Annotated in this window: 16 protein-coding genes; 13 read left to right on the top strand and 3 right to left on the bottom strand. The window is 51.6% G+C overall.

The annotated features are described in order from the left end of the window. Window positions 1-18 precede the first annotated feature (18 nt). From JIN85_RS21835 to hisA, 3 genes are all read right to left on the bottom strand, one after another. The gene (locus JIN85_RS21835; RefSeq protein ID WP_200266617.1) at window positions 19-987 is read right to left on the bottom strand and encodes a transketolase C-terminal domain-containing protein; all 969 of its coding nucleotides are present in this window, start codon (window positions 985-987) and stop codon (window positions 19-21) included. After that, a complete protein-coding gene (locus tag JIN85_RS00815; protein ID WP_200266615.1) occupies window positions 984-1,955 on the bottom strand; it encodes a thiamine pyrophosphate-dependent dehydrogenase E1 component subunit alpha in 972 nt (323 codons plus the stop codon). The genes JIN85_RS21835 and JIN85_RS00815 overlap by 4 nt, the downstream gene beginning before the upstream one ends. A gap of 131 nt (window positions 1,956-2,086) precedes the next feature. Further along, window positions 2,087-2,857 carry a phosphoribosylformimino-5-aminoimidazole carboxamide ribotide isomerase gene (gene hisA / locus JIN85_RS00810; protein ID WP_200266613.1) on the bottom strand — a complete coding sequence of 257 codons (771 nt, stop codon included), beginning with the start codon at window positions 2,855-2,857 and terminating at the stop codon, window positions 2,087-2,089. Between the two features lie 131 nt (window positions 2,858-2,988). Here hisA and JIN85_RS00805 point away from each other — a divergent pair, with 131 nt between their 5' ends. The 13 genes from JIN85_RS00805 to JIN85_RS21175 all read left to right on the top strand — a co-directional run bounded on the left by JIN85_RS00805 (window position 2,989) and on the right by JIN85_RS21175 (window position 15,070). Continuing rightward, window positions 2,989-4,380, top strand: a complete 1,392-nt coding sequence (locus tag JIN85_RS00805; protein WP_200266611.1) for a sensor histidine kinase — start codon at window positions 2,989-2,991, stop codon at window positions 4,378-4,380. A gap of 10 nt (window positions 4,381-4,390) precedes the next feature. Next, the gene (locus JIN85_RS00800; protein ID WP_200266609.1) at window positions 4,391-5,017 is read left to right on the top strand and encodes a response regulator transcription factor; all 627 of its coding nucleotides are present in this window, start codon (window positions 4,391-4,393) and stop codon (window positions 5,015-5,017) included. Between the two features lie 49 nt (window positions 5,018-5,066). Then, window positions 5,067-5,459 (top strand): response regulator, encoded by a 393-nt coding sequence (locus tag JIN85_RS00795; RefSeq protein WP_200266607.1) that lies wholly within the window; start codon window positions 5,067-5,069, stop codon window positions 5,457-5,459. Between the two features lie 65 nt (window positions 5,460-5,524). Next, window positions 5,525-6,292, top strand: a complete 768-nt coding sequence (locus JIN85_RS00790) for a transporter (protein ID WP_234047153.1) — start codon at window positions 5,525-5,527, stop codon at window positions 6,290-6,292. A gap of 124 nt (window positions 6,293-6,416) precedes the next feature. Further along, window positions 6,417-8,015 carry an arylsulfatase gene (locus JIN85_RS00785; RefSeq protein WP_234047152.1) on the top strand — a complete coding sequence of 533 codons (1,599 nt, stop codon included), beginning with the start codon at window positions 6,417-6,419 and terminating at the stop codon, window positions 8,013-8,015. Window positions 8,016-8,079: 64 nt separating this feature from the next. Further along, on the top strand, window positions 8,080-9,057 hold the full coding sequence (locus JIN85_RS00780; protein ID WP_234047151.1) for an HAD family hydrolase: 978 nt from the start codon (window positions 8,080-8,082) through the stop codon (window positions 9,055-9,057). Next, window positions 9,054-10,010 carry an AAA family ATPase gene (locus JIN85_RS00775; protein WP_200266601.1) on the top strand — a complete coding sequence of 319 codons (957 nt, stop codon included), beginning with the start codon at window positions 9,054-9,056 and terminating at the stop codon, window positions 10,008-10,010. Before JIN85_RS00780 ends, JIN85_RS00775 begins: the two co-directional genes overlap by 4 nt. 2 nt (window positions 10,011-10,012) lie before the next feature. Then, on the top strand, window positions 10,013-10,927 hold the full coding sequence (locus tag JIN85_RS00770; protein ID WP_200266599.1) for a DUF58 domain-containing protein: 915 nt from the start codon (window positions 10,013-10,015) through the stop codon (window positions 10,925-10,927). Next, window positions 10,920-11,372, top strand: a complete 453-nt coding sequence (locus tag JIN85_RS00765; protein WP_200266597.1) for a DUF4381 domain-containing protein — start codon at window positions 10,920-10,922, stop codon at window positions 11,370-11,372. Before JIN85_RS00770 ends, JIN85_RS00765 begins: the two co-directional genes overlap by 8 nt. Next, entirely contained in the window at window positions 11,342-12,385 is a 1,044-nt protein-coding gene (locus JIN85_RS00760) for a vWA domain-containing protein (RefSeq protein WP_200266595.1), read from the top strand. The genes JIN85_RS00765 and JIN85_RS00760 overlap by 31 nt, the downstream gene beginning before the upstream one ends. Before the next feature lie 200 nt (window positions 12,386-12,585). Beyond that, window positions 12,586-13,284: a VWA domain-containing protein gene (locus JIN85_RS00755; protein ID WP_200266593.1), complete on the top strand. Its 699-nt coding sequence runs from the start codon at window positions 12,586-12,588 to the stop codon at window positions 13,282-13,284. Further along, on the top strand, window positions 13,281-13,859 hold the full coding sequence (locus tag JIN85_RS00750) for a tetratricopeptide repeat protein (protein ID WP_200266591.1): 579 nt from the start codon (window positions 13,281-13,283) through the stop codon (window positions 13,857-13,859). The genes JIN85_RS00755 and JIN85_RS00750 overlap by 4 nt, the downstream gene beginning before the upstream one ends. Window positions 13,860-14,365: 506 nt before the next feature. Continuing rightward, a complete protein-coding gene (locus JIN85_RS21175; protein WP_234047150.1) occupies window positions 14,366-15,070 on the top strand; it encodes a hypothetical protein in 705 nt (234 codons plus the stop codon). Window positions 15,071-15,117 lie beyond the last annotated feature (47 nt).

Genomic DNA, 15,117 nt, shown 5'->3' with positions numbered 1-15,117 from the left:
AGTTCGAATTTCAGGTTTTCAGAAAGAAAGCAGTCGACGCAGCGCGTCACAAATCGATTCCGGTGTAGGCCGGTGGGCAGCCCAAAGTTTGGGATGGTATGGCACCGGGGTGTCACGGGCATTCAGCCGTTGCGGTGGCGCATCCAGCAGGTGGAACCCTTCTTCGGTCACCCGGGAAACCACTTCCGCCGTCACTCCGCCCCATGGGAAAGCTTCGCCCAGTGCTAACAGACGTCCCGTGCGGGCCACCGATGCAAGAACAGTGTCCATGTCCAGAGGCTTCACGGATCGCAAATCAACGACCTCGATCTCCCAGCCACTTTCTTCCAACAAACGGTCTGCCGCGCGGACCGCCTCGTGCACCATCGCGGAATACGCCACGACCGTGGCATGTTTGCCCGGGCGGGTAATGCGTGCCTGACCGATCGGCAGATGCTCGCCATTGATGGATTTCGCCTTCAGCCAGCGATAGAGAAACTTGTGCTCACAGTAGAGGACCGGGTCGTCCAGGGCGACGCCATCGATCAGCATGTGATAGGCATCGGAAACCGTGGCTGGAGTCAGCACGATCAATCCCGGATACTGAGCGTAAATGCCTTCCATGCTTTGGCTGTGGAAAGGTCCGGAACCGGGAGTGCCGCCGGAGGGCAATCGCACCGTGATCGGAATCGGCACGCCGGTCCGATAGTAATGGGTCGCCGCCTGGTTGACGATCTGGTTGAAAGCGATGGACGAAAAGTCCGCGAACTGCATTTCCACGATCGGCCGCATGCCTTCGATCGCGGCACCAATCGCAAGCCCGACCATCGCGTCTTCCGAAATCGGTGAATCAAACACGCGCCCCGGGAATGCTTCTGCCAAGCCTTTGGTTGCCTTGAACGCACCGCCGAAACTGGCGATGTCCTGGCCGTAAAGAAATACGCGTTCGTCCTCGCCCAGCAGCTTTGCCTGGGCTTCACGGATAGCGTCGATATAAGTTACACTCACTGGGCGATGGGTTGATTACCGGATTGGCAAAGGGGAAATCGGGTGGAAAGCGCGCTCCAGTCTTCCTGATAGGGATCCGGGGCTTGCTCCTGCTGCGCTTGCGCGACCGCCCGCTGAACCTCTTCAGCATTCTGCTCTTGCCAAGCCATGATTTCATCGACCGTCACAATTCCTCGGTCGGTCAGTTGCCGGATCGCCACTTCGATGCAATCGCGACCGTAATGCCCGGACCGAAGATCCTCCGGCACGTAGGAGCCATCATCGTGCTCACCATGCCCGGAAAGGCGTAAAACCTGTGCCACCACCATTTGCGGACCGTCGCCAGAGCGGGCACGGCGCACCGCTTCCCGCATGACAGTGGCGCAGGCGATCAAATCCGTGCCATCGACAGAAAATCCGCCCACGCCGTAACCGCGGGCCCGTTCGACCAGATCGCCACAGGCAAATTGGCGGTAGTTGGGAGTCGAATACGCAAATTGGTTGTTCGCCACCACCACGACCAATGGCAGTTTTTCCACCGCAGCCACATTGAGCCCCTCGTGGAACGAACCGGTCGAGGTCGCGCCATCGCCGACGCAGGTTGCGCCCACGGCCCTGCTCGTCGGGTCCTTGAGCCGCTTGGCGAAAAGCATCCCGGTCACCAACGAAACCTGTGAGCCAAGATGGGAAATCATCGCCGGCATGCCTTCCTTGGGTCGACCGCGGTGGATGTTGCCATCTCTGCCACGCATCGGCCCCTCGACCGAACCCAGATAGCTGCGGGTGCAATCCAGCAATGGCTCGCCAAATGCGATGCGCCCCGCCTGGTCCCGGATCAAGGCGGAGAATACATCCGTTTCCGGGTTCAGCGCGGTGCCCAAGCTGGCACTCACCGCTTCCTGCCCTTTTCCAAGGTAAACACCACCAACGATTTTCCCGGCTTTATACAAGCTGGACAGCTTGTTTTCGAGAATCCGAGAACGAAGCATCGAACGAAAAACCGACTTGAGAAACTCTGGGTCGATCAAGGGTTCTTGAGGAAACGATTGGTTATCCGGTTGAGGCACGGCAGCAGGCTAGGACATGGCGGCCATGGGCTGCAACCGCTTTCCCGATCCAGTCAGAAATCGCGTTGATTCCACGCAACCAGCTCGTCGTAACGAACTCCAGTGCCGCCAAATAAGTCCAACGCACTGCCCACGGTGACATCCACCTTGCCATTTCCAGCCTGCTGAACGGCTTCCACATCCTGCAGCGAGGCTGCGCCACCTGCATAAGTCATCGGAATTTTCCCCCAATTTCCCAGCAAAGCGACCAGATCCGCATCAATTCCCCGGCACAATCCCTCAACATCTGCGGCGTGAATGAGAAATTCCGCACAGTGAGGAGCCAGGGAATCGAGCGTTTCGGCGGAAATGGTCAAATCGGTCAGCGTTTGCCAGCGATTCATCGCCACAACCCACCCCTCCCCCACCTTGCGGCAGGATAAATCGATCACCAATCGTTCCGCGCCGATCGTTTGCACCAAATCCTCCAGCACCTGCGGCAGGAATTTGCCATTCGCATCGAACAAAGCCGAGGTAACGATCACATGGCTCGCCCCCGCATCCAGCCACTCCTTGGCATTGGATGCGTGAATTCCCCCACCGATCTGCAACCCTCCCGGCCAGGCACCCAGTGCATTTCTCGCCGCCTCATCATTTCCCGGTCCCAGTTTGATCACGTGGCCACCCGTCAGCGCATCGGCGCGGAATTTCTCTGCAAACGACGCCGGTGACTGATCCGATACGAAATTTTCCTTCGGCCCAGGACCGGAATCGGAGAGCGTGCCACCGACGATTTGCTTCACTTTGCCATCGTGGAGATCAATGCAGGGGCGAAATCGCGTCATAGAGGCAAAAAGACTGCGGATCCTCTCCACAGCGGCCAAGTGCTATTTTCAATCGGATCAAAACAAGCCATCGATCCTGATTTCGGCGATGCGTAAAATTACTAGAATTTGATCGACCAGATTACAAAATTTTGTATGATACGCTAGTGCTCATCATTCGGCTCCGGGTAAACCTGTCCCCCCCGAATTGGTCCGATGCGGATTCATGGCCGAACTTTGCCCAGTTCCCTGCCTTACTTAAATTTTCAAGCACATCGGCCGATTGGTTCATTCAGCCAATCCCTGACGAATCCGCATTTGCATTTCTGGGTGAACTGCACGAGGCGAACCTCTGGCAGGAACACTATGAATCGATCCTATTTGTCGCGCTGATCATCATCGTTCAGTTGGGATTGATCATCGGACTTCTGGCGGCGCGGAGAAAAGCCCGGCGTGCGGATGAAAGTCTCACCCTGGCAGCAGAAGCGGCACACATCGGCCTATGGCGGCGCGAAGCAAATTCCAGCCTGGTAGTTGCAACCGATCAGTTCCGTAAAATCTTTGATTTACCCACACTTGGTCCGCTCGATCTGAAACTGGTCCATCAGCGACTGCATCCGGACGATCGCGAGCGGGTCACCAAAGTCATCGAAGGTGCAGCCACCGCAGGTCAGGGATTCCGGCTGGAACACCGAATCGTATGTGATGATGGCTCTACCCGCTGGATCGCCTCCCATGGCAGATCCCAATCCGGTGGAAACAGTCGCGGATACTCCGCCCACGGCGCTTCCATGGACATCACCGATCGCTATGAGGCCGCAGCCACCGCGGATTTGCACCGGCAGGAGCTGGCCCACCTTTCCCGGATCTCCTCCCTGGGCGTCCTATCCGGCGCCCTGGCGCATGAGCTGAATCAGCCCCTCGGGATCATCCTGAGCAACGCACAAGCGGCGGAGTATTTGTTAGAATCCGATCACCCGGATCTGGGCGAATTGCGGGCGATGATCAGCGACATCATCCGCGAAGACTGCCGTGCTGGCGATGTCATCAAGCGCCTGCGTGCCCTGCTTCGCCGAGGCGATAAAAAACCGCAGCTGCTCAATGTAAACGAAAACGCTGAAGACGTCCTTCGGATCATGAATAGCGATCTGATTCGCCGCGGAGTTTCCATCACCACATCATTCGCCCACGAGCTACCGCCGGTTCTGATGGAGTCGGTGCAATTGCAACAAGTCCTGCTCAACCTCATCGTCAATGCCTGCGATGCGATGGAAAGAAATGATCCTTCCATGCGATCCATAACCTTGCGGACATTTACAAACGGCAGCGATGTCTGCATCGCGGTGCAAGATCGTGGCTGCGGCCTGCCCACCAATCCGGAAAACATCTTCCAGCCATTTTATACAACCAAACTCCAGGGCCTCGGCTTGGGATTGAGCATCTGCAGAACCCTGATCACCGCGCACGGTGGTCGACTATGGGCTGAACCGAATAAACACGAAGGCGCATCCTTCATCATCTCGTTACCGATGGCATCAACCTAAAAGAATGATCATGAAAACACCAACCATCGGTATTGTGGATGATGACCCTGGTATCGTTCAATCGCTCGGGCGGCTGCTAACAAATCGCGGATTTCAAGTTCATGGATTTCACTCTGCGGAGGAATTTCTCTGGAACCACCGCGAACCGGCACTGGACTGTGCCGTATTTGATCTCGAAATGCCGGGACTAGGAGGATTGGAATTGCAGGAACAACTCCGCAAAAAAGGAAACCTGCTGCCAGTCGTGTTTCTCAGTGGAGAAGGAGATATTCCCTCCACCGTTCGCGCCATGAAAGGCGGCGCGATCAACTTTCTAACAAAACCTGTCGATGCGGGAGAATTGCTCAACTCACTTCGGCTCGCTCTGATTCAAAGAAACCGTGAGAGGCTCGAAGCGCATGAACATGCCGAAATACGTGGCCGGTTCGAGAGCCTGACGCCACGAGAACAGGAAGTCCTCCGGCATGTTATTGCCGGCAGGCTGAATAAACAAATCGCGGCAGAGCTGGGGATTAGCGAGCAAACCGTAAAAATCCACCGCATGCATATCACCGAGAAAACAGGACTCCCTTCAGTCGCCGAATTGGTGAGAGCTGCGAGCGATCTGCACATCGAACCGGCACACTCGATAAATTAAACGATGGTAGTATTTTCATCGCCTTGAGAATACATTATCCACTCGAGATATGCCAAGGCTTCCGCCGGTCATCGCCATTCTCGACGACGAAGAGAACATGCGAATCGCGCTCCGTCGGCTTCTAGCGCCCCGGGGATTTGATATTGTGCTCTTCGCCAACGGCACTTCCTTGATTGATGCGGTGGGAGACAAATGCATTTCAGCCATCATACTCGATCTTCACATGCCAGTGATGAATGGATTTGATATCCTTGAAAGCATGTCAAAAATCCCCAACCCACCTCCAATCATTGTCATCACCGGCCACGATCAAATTGGAAATGCCGAGCTCGTCAATCAGCTAGGTGCCCATGCCTATCTGACAAAACCCATCGATCAGGCACCACTTCTTGAAATTTTGGGAAATTTATTTGGCAATCCTCCAATGACATATTCGAATTGATAAAACCAAGGTTCTATATCCATGAATGGCGAAACGCATGAAAATGCCATTCAATTATGAGAACCATGATCCATGGCCTTCTCGTGGCATTTGCCACGTCCGCCTTAGGTGAAGAGTCAGATCTGGCAAAGCAGCTGGCAAACCCGGTTGCCTCGCTGATCAGCCTGCCAATCCAGAGCAATTATGATTTCGGCATCGGTCCAGGCGATGGCACACGGTGGACCACCAATATCCAGCCGGTCATACCATTCGAGTTGACGGAACACTGGAATCTGATCTCACGGACGATTCTACCGGTGATTGATCAGCAAGGGATAACACCTGGTGGCTCCAGTGATGAGTTTGGCCTGGGAGATACGGTGCAAAGCTTCTTTTTCTCACCAAAAGTGAGCGATCCGATCTGGGGACTAGGCCCGGTTTTCCTAATCCCGACCGCTACCGATTCGGTCCTTGGTTCTGAAAAATGGGGCACTGGTCCTACCGGCGTAGTGTTGAAGCAATCTGGATCCTGGACCTATGGAATGTTAACCAATCATCTCTGGAGCTTCGCGGGAGACGGAAACCGTGACGATGTGAATGCTACATTCATCCAGCCGTTTGCCAGTTATATCACATCCACCAAAACCACCTACACGGCCAATCTCGAATCGACCTATGATTGGAATCATTCAGAATGGACGGTTCCAATCAATCTGGTCGTGAGCCAGCTGGTCACCATCGGCAACCAGCCAGTGCAGTTTTTTGGCGGAGTCCGCTACTATCTAGACAAACCCAGCGGCGGACCTGAATGGGGGCTGCGATTTGGCATAACTTTCCTATTTCCCAAGAGCTAAATCGAATCAGCAAATGATCACAACCATTTCGAATCCATCACCAATATTCCAAGTCACGAAAAATTCGGGAAATATGAAACAATCTCAACAAGTTCATTCAATCAAGAATCCAAAAAACAGCATCATGAAAAGTAGAACAATGATTATAGGTCGACTCATTATAGCAGCGACGATCGCAATCGCCGCCACAGGCTCGGGACAGGACAAGAAGCCAAACATCCTTGTCATCATGGGAGATGATGTCGGCTACTGGAATCTCAGCTATAATAACAATGGCATGATGGGATTCAAAACTCCAAACATCGACCGCATCGCACATGAAGGCATCCGTTTCACCGACTACTATGCGGAACAATCGTGCACGGCCGGTCGCGCAGCTTTCATCACCGGTCAAATGCCGGTCAGGACCGGAATGACGAAAGTCGGCATCCCTGGCTCAACACTCGGCATCCAAAAAGAAGACCCAACCCTTGCTGAGCTACTGAAACCGCTCGGCTACGCCACCGGTCAATTCGGAAAAAACCACCTCGGTGATCTCGATGAATTTCTTCCAACGAATCATGGATTCGACGAGTTCTACGGAAATTTATATCACCTGAATGCGGAGGAAGCACCTGAACATCCGAATTATCCGGCAAGCGCAGAATTCAGGAAAAAATTTGGCCCACGCGGCGTGATCCGATCGTCATCCGATGGTAAAATCGAAGACACAGGCCCACTTACGAAAAAGCGCATGGAGACGGTGGATCAGGAATTTCTTGATGCCGCCGGAGACTTCATCGAGCGACAAGTCAAGGCCGACAAGCCGTTCTTTTGTTGGTTCAACACGACACGCATGCACTATGTCACCCACCCGCCAGATGAGTATAAAGGCAAGTCAGGTTTGAATTTTTATGCCGATGGGATGATTCAACACGATGACCAGATCGGCATGCTTTTGAAAAAACTGGATGATCTTGGAATCGCGAAGGACACCATCATTATTTACACCACCGATAACGGACCCCACTTCAATATGTGGCCGGATGGCGGGATTACTCCCTTCCGTGGCGAGAAAAACACAAACTGGGAAGGCGCATATCGAGTTCCATGCATCGTGCGCTGGCCCGGTAAAATTCCGGCAGACGCCGTATTGAACGGGATCTTTGGAAGCAACGATTGGTTGCCTACCCTCATGGCGGCCGTGGGAGTTCCTGACATCAAGGAGAAATTGCTCACCGGATATAAGGTTGGCGACATGAATTACAAAGTTCATCTCGATGGTTACAACCTTCTGCCATTTTTGTTAGATCCTACAAAAGCGGACCCACCGAAGGTGATCAAAGATCAAGAAGGCACTGCAACTTCACCAGAATGGCCGCGCCATGAATTCTTCTATTGGAACGATGATGGTCAGCTTGTCGCAATGCGCTACGATCGCTGGAAATTTGTTTTCATGGAGCAACAGTCGAGCAAGTTCGGTGTGTGGATGTATCCCTTTGTCTCCTTGCGGATTCCCCTGATTTTCGACCTTCGCATGGACCCGTTCGAACGCGCGCAACACAATTCAAATACGTATTACGAATGGATGGAGGGTGTAATGCAGTTCGCTGGTGGAGCCAGCCAGGCGATTGCCGGAAAGATGGTTGCCACCTTCAAGGATTTCCCTCCTCGTCAAAAACCCGCTTCATTCAATCTGGACGAAGTCATGGGCAAGCTTAGCTCAGGCGCTGAAGGAAAATGATTTGTTATAAATCCCCATAGACCCTCCCAACGGAGGGTCGAAACCCTGATCCATCAGCAATGCGATGAAGAACTTCATTTGCCTCTGTCTGGTTCTCAGTTCTGCCCTGTTGCAAGCTGATCCTCTACCTTCATGGCGGCAGACACCATCAAAGCTAGCCATCGTGTCATTCGTTGAAAAGGTAACAACCGCAGGCTCAAAAGACTACGTTGACCCCAGCCAGCGCATAGCAGTGTTCGACAACGATGGCACTCTGTGGGCTGAACAACCGGTCTATTTTCAGGCACTGTTCTTGTTAGATCGGATCAAACAACTCTCACCCAAACATCCGGAGTGGGCCGAACAAGAACCATTCGCCACCGTACTCCGCGGAGAACCCGAGAAGATCCTGTCTGCGGACGAAAAATCGCTCGTTGCATTAGCGATGGCCACGCACGGCAATCTAACGGATGACGAATTCAAAATTGTTGTCCGCGATTGGTTAAAATCCGCCAGGCATCCGCAGACCGGACTGCCATTTACCGAAATGGTCTATCAGCCAATGTTAGAACTACTGGCCTACCTGCGTGCCGAGCATTTTAAAACCTTCATCGTTTCTGGAGGTGGAATTGATTTCATCCGCGTATTTGCAGAAGAAACCTACGGAATCCCACCGGAACAGGTCGTAGGAACTCGGAACAAGGCAAAATACGAAATACGTGATGGCACACCAGTCATTGTCAAACTCCCTGAGCTTGACTTCATTGATGACGGACCGGGTAAACCCGCAGGCATCCACTTGCACATCGGCCGTCGACCAATTTTTGCCGCAGGGAATTCTGATGGAGATTATCAAATGCTCGATTGGACGACCTCTAGTGAAGGAGCACGGTTTGGCATGATTCTACATCACAATGATGAAGATCGTGAATTTGCCTATGATAGAAATTCCTCGATTGGTAAACTCGACAAGGCCTGGACCGATGCCGAAACGAAATACTGGACGGTCGTGGACATCAAATCCGACTGGAAAACGATTTTCCCTACCAGCTCCTCAAAATGAGTGCTCGTGAGGCATTCCGGATGATCGAAGCCGAAATGAACAAGGCGATCATTGGACAAGAGCAGGTCGTTCAGCGCATGCTGATAGCACTTCTCGCCAACGGCCATTTGCTCATGGAAGGACTACCCGGTGTGGCAAAAACTCGCTCCATCAAAACCCTTTCTAAACTGATCGAAAGTAGTTTCGGGCGAATTCAATTTACCCCTGATTTGCTTCCTTCAGATGTCACAGGATCGGATATCTATCGTGAACCCACTGCTTCATTCGAATTCCAGCAAGGTCCGATTTTCTCCAATTTGATACTTGCTGATGAAATCAACCGCGCTCCCGCGAAGGTACAGTCTGCTTTGCTAGAAGCGATGGAGGAACGCCAGGTGACGGTCTCGGGGAAAACCCATTCACTACCGAAATTATTCTTGGTCATGGCAACTCAAAATCCGATCGAGCAGGAAGGCACGTATCCGCTGCCAGAGGCACAAATGGACCGCTTCATGTTATATGTGAATGTCCCTTACCCTGATGCTGAAAACGAAGCCTCGATCTTAAGGCTTATCCGAAGTGAAACCACGACCAGTCCACCTCCCATCGCTCCAATCAGTCAGGATTTGGCATTCAGCGCGCGCGATGAGGTGAACGCCGTTCATGTAGCGGAAGCTGCCGAAACCTACATGGTCGATCTGGTACTTGCGACTCGAGAGCCATCAAAAATCAACAAAGATCTCGGTAGGTGGATACGCCTGGGTGCAAGCCCCAGAGGAACGCTTGCACTCGATGCTGCCGCACGTGCCCACGCATGGCTTCATGATCAAGATTTCGTCAGTCCCGATGATATTCGTGCAGTCGCCCCTGCGTGTTTGTCCCACCGGATTCACCTTTCCTACGAAGCTGAAGCAGAGGGGAGATCCCGCACTGCGGTAATCGATGAACTTTTGCAGCATGTCATTGCCCTCTAGTCATGAGCAAAGCACTTGTAACTATAACTCTCAACCATCTGCTTGGGCTGAAAGCAGATGCTCATGGATTTTCATTCACGAAAAATCAGCCCGCGAACTCGATTCTATCGGGACGCCACGCTTCACGCTTGCGAGGTCGAGGACTTACTTTTGAGGAGCTTCGCCTATACCATCCAGGTGACGATGTTCGAAGCATCGATTGGCGGGCGACAGCCAGATTGCGCTCGCCTCATGTCCGCGTTTACACTGAAGAGCGTGAACGCCCTGTCCTTGTGATAGTCGATCAGCGCGCCACCATGTTCTTCGGGAGCCGCCGTGCCATGAAGTCGGTCGCTGCAGCAGAATTGGCAGCACTCGTCGCATGGCGAGCCATTCAGGCGGGAGAACGAATTGGTGGTTTGATTTTCAATGATTCGGAAATCACAACCATTCGCCCGAATCACGGCCATTCCCAGGCGATGCGTCTGTTCCAGCAAATCGTTCGATACAATCAAGATCTAACGGATAGACGGGAACCAGAAACCACAATCTCTCTGAATTCCGTGCTGCAATCGGTTCTCCAAATTGCACATCACGATTATCTAATCATTCTCATTTCAGATTTGGAAGGAGCGGATGATCTAACCCATCAACTCACCATCAATCTGAATGCTCATAACGATCTGATCATCGCTGCGGTATACGATCCGCTAGGAGCCCAAATAAAAGGCAGCTCAGGAATGCGCGCTACTCAGAATGGGCATCTGTGGCAAATCCCTCAAGAGCGGTCATTTCAACAAAACTTCCAGAGATCCTTTCAGCAACTGGCTGAGAAATGGACCAGAATTTTCCGAGGTCTACGCATCCCGATTTTTCCAATCAGCACATCCGAACCCGTAATCGATCAATTGAGAGAATCTTTAAGAAGCCATGTCTGATCGTACCACCAGCCTTGATCGATTGCACGATATCGTTGAGCCACCACCCGTCGGCTGGTGGCCACTCGCACCAGGCTGGCTTATGCTTGCATTGGTCGTCCTGATCATTGGCATCTATTTTCTTTTAAAGAAATACAGGCATTGGAAATCTTCCGCATATCGCCGGGAAGCCATTCGCCAGATCAAGATAAGTGAATCAGCAAATACCATCGCCTGCATCTTGCGAAGGACCGCACTTGCGATAGCACCGCGCACGACTCTTGCAACAGTCTACAACGACCAATGGGTCGACTGGCTAGCGGCACAAACATCGATTTCAGTTCCACCTAGAGTTCAGAAAATCCTCGGCACTGATCTTTACCAACGATCCATCGCGCTTTCCGAGGTCAGCATTCTACGCGATTTTGCGATCGAATGGATTCATACCCATCGCACGCCATGTTGATCTTTGCTCACCCTTGGCTTTGGTTTTTTCTGCCACTTCCTTATTTGGTTCGGCTCCTACCAGCCAGTTCTAACAAGGCTCAAGCCGTTTGGGTGCCGTTCGGTGCACGGCTTCAGCAGGCCATGGCTTCAAATCCAACTCAACAAGTCAAAAGCCAATTCAAGTGGCTTACTCCCATTTTGATATGGGTCTGTGCCGTGGCAGCACTTTGTCGCCCACAATGGATAGGAGACCCCGTCGAAAAAATCATTCCCACACGGGACCTACTCCTGCTTGTCGATCTATCAGGATCGATGGACCAGGAGGATTTTAACAACGCTTCCGGTGAGAAGGTTGATCGACTTAGCGCCGTCAAAGAAATCGTCGGCGATTTCGTAATAAAGCGAAAAGGTGACCGAGTTGGACTCGTCGTTTTTGGCGATTCACCGTTTCTGCAAGCTCCATTCAGCACTGACTTGGCTTTATCACGCCGTTTACTGGATGAGTCTGCGGTGGGCATGGCTGGTCCAAGGACCGCGTTAGGCGATGCAATCGGACTTGGAATCCATCTTTTTGACGAATCGAATGCGCCTGCGAAAACCATCATCGCACTCACCGACGGGAACGATACAAAAAGCCAGGTTCCTCCAATCGAAGCTGCAAGGATTGCAGCACAGCGAGACATTCGGATTCACACCGTAGCGATCGGAGACCCTGGCACTGTTGAGGAAGACAAACTTGATCTCGATTCACTCGAACAAGTTGCACAAAATACAAACGGCCAATTTTACTTCGCTGCAAACCGAGAGGAACTCGAAGGAATTTACCATGAATTGGATCAGGTCGAGACCCGAAAAATAAGAACGGTAAGCCATCGTCCCAAGCTTGATCTATTCCATCTGCCTCTATCACTTTTGATATGCATATCATTGGGTTCAAAGTGGAGGATAACTAGATTTCGTCGAGAACCTGTACAAATTCATCGATCGCTCCGTGTCGATCCACGAACAGGCCAATTGCTCACAACTCCATGACAATTGTGAACTTCCATTTCCTGCGACCGGAAGCATTCTGGCTATTGCCAATATGTCTAACAATCTGGTGGTTTTGGAGAATCAAGACCGATCCACTGGAGGGTTGGCGAAGGCAAATGGATTCCGAGTTACTTGCAGCTCTTACCTATCCCAGAAATTCACGGCGTTCGCTAAATTGGCCACTTCTGGCTTTCTGGTTTATGACCATCTCCGCCATCGCAGGGCCAACATGGAAGAAAAAACCAGATTCATTTGCAGGCGATGAGAGCCCATTGATGATCCTCCTCAAAGCAGATCGCTCCATGGAGGTGGCAGACCCAGCACCTTGCCGGATCGAACGCGCTAAGCTGAAAATCAAAGATCTCGCAAGAGCCAGGAAAGGACAGCCGTTGGGCTTGATCGTTTACGCTGGCAGCGCTCACCTCGTTCTGCCACCGACTAAAGACACTTCCGTGGTCGCGGAGATGGCAGCAGAAATATCGCCAGACATTCTCCCATCAGCGGGGGACCGGCTGGATCTCGCCATAACTCTCGCAGGAGAAATTTCACCAGGAGGAACGCTTCTGATTCTCTCAGATGGTTTGAATCAAGATGATGGATTAGCCGCGAAGGCATTTGAGAAAGCAGGCTCTCCTAAAACACAGATCCTGGCAGTAACATCTACTTTATCCGAGTCATTCTATTCTCTGAGAAAATCGATCCATGCGGATTTGTTTGAGATGAGCAGCGATGACGCTGACATCGAACAAATCATCAAGTCATCGAAGCATGCCACGATCGCAGACGTAGAGCAGAACAAAGAGCAATGGCAAGAAGCCGGGTATTATCTGACTCCAATAATTTGTGCATTCGCCTTGCTCCCCTTCCGACGAGAAACCTCAGCTCAAATTACCGAATGAAAGCAGGGCTTCTATGGATGGCTTTTAGCTGGTCTACGCTCTGGCTCACACGAGATCAGCTCGCAACCATGCATTATAAGAATCGCATGTTTCAACAAGCAGCTGAGGAATTCCAAAACTCCAATTGGAAGGCAGCAGCTCATTATCGAGCTGGCGATTTCGAGCAGGCTGAATCCTTCTATTCACCATTTCACACTCCAGAATCTGAATACAATCGCGGGAACTGCTTCGTCCTGTTAGGTCGATATCAGGATGCAATTCAATGTTACCGCAACGCCCTTGAAGTCAGACCCAACTGGATTCAAGCAATAGAAAACCTAAGTTTAGCAGAAGCAAGATACGAACAATTAAAGCAGACAGGAGGCGATCTGGGAGATCAAAGAGTCGGCGCGGATGAAATTGTCTACGATAAATCGCATAAAGCCGGAGAGGAGAGCGAAATTGATGATTCTACGACGTCCACACCGGAATCGGCACAAGCATTGTGGTTGCGGCGAGTTCAGACCAAACCGGGCGACTTCCTTAAAGCTAAATTCGCCTATCAGCTGGCAATCAAAACGGAGGGATCGCCGTGAAACCTCTCGTCTCGATGTTCATTTTTTTCGCATGCAAGTGCTACGCTGAGAATCTGATTGGGGCTCGGATCGTGTGCAATCAGTCGACCGCATGGACCGGACAATGCATCCCATTCGCGATTGAACTACGTGCGCCAGGCAATTTCAAAGGGACACCAGTATTTGATCTACCCGAAGTATCCAACACGATTATTCTTCCCACAGGAAGTCCAGTGTTGGGTTCGGAAAATCAAAATGGCACAGAAGTTTTCGTCCAACGCCATTCATTTCTACTTTTGTGGCAGGAAAATGGTTCGCTTGAAATACCACCAATCAGAGCACGTTTCAGTCATCAAAACGGGTATACGGGCCCAATTCTAGACACCTCCCAGGAAACCGAATCGTTAAGCTTAAAAATACAGCGCCCACCTAACAGCGCAAACTTCGATTCCATCATAACTACGGATTCTCTGATCATCGAAGAAAGGTGGGAGAAGCCAAAGGGACCACTGAAAAGCGGTGACATCTTGAAGCGCATCATCACCCAGCGTGCCTCGAAGATGACAGCCATGGCTTTGATGCCTATCCCATTAACTGCGCCCGATGGGATCCGTGTCTACGACGAAAATCCGAAAGTAGAAGATCAATTCGTCCGAGGAGAATCCACAGCCGAACGCATCGATACACTCACCTACCTCATCCAAAAATCTGGTGATTACACCTTACCCGGGATTGAGTTTCATTGGTGGAATCCCGGATCACTACAAATGGAATCGAAGAAACTATCTTCGATATCCATCACCGCGTCAGCTCCATCATCCAAAACTTTATCCCGACCATTCAATCATCGCACTTGGCTCTTATTTGCATTGCTACTTATTACGACAACCATCGTATTCCGAAGCCAATTCGCGAAGTACGTTCATACGACGCTTCAGATTATCTATCCGATCCGCAAGAGAGTCAAACGACGGTTGATTCGTTCCTGTCGTAAGAACCGTGTCGATCAAAGCCTGAAATACTGGGGTAAATTTCAGCATCTTCACCCAGACTTCGTTCCTGGCCCTCGATTGCTTCATGAAATCAAGGAGCTCCAGCGGAGGAAATACGGCCGTAATACCACCACTAAACCATGGTCAGGCACGGCCATGGCCGAACTCATCTCGATCTCGATGCCATCACACCGCTCAAGCAAATTTCCAGTCGCACTTCCGAAACTCAACACCCAATGAATCGAAAACATGAAAACAATATCAACATTTGTGTTAGGTGGATTAGC

Source organism: Luteolibacter pohnpeiensis, assembly GCF_016595435.1.
Lineage (GTDB): Bacteria > Verrucomicrobiota > Verrucomicrobiia > Verrucomicrobiales > Akkermansiaceae > Luteolibacter > Luteolibacter pohnpeiensis.
The sequence above is the reverse complement of the archived record's forward strand: the minus strand, read 5'-3'. Positions and strand labels throughout refer to the sequence as shown.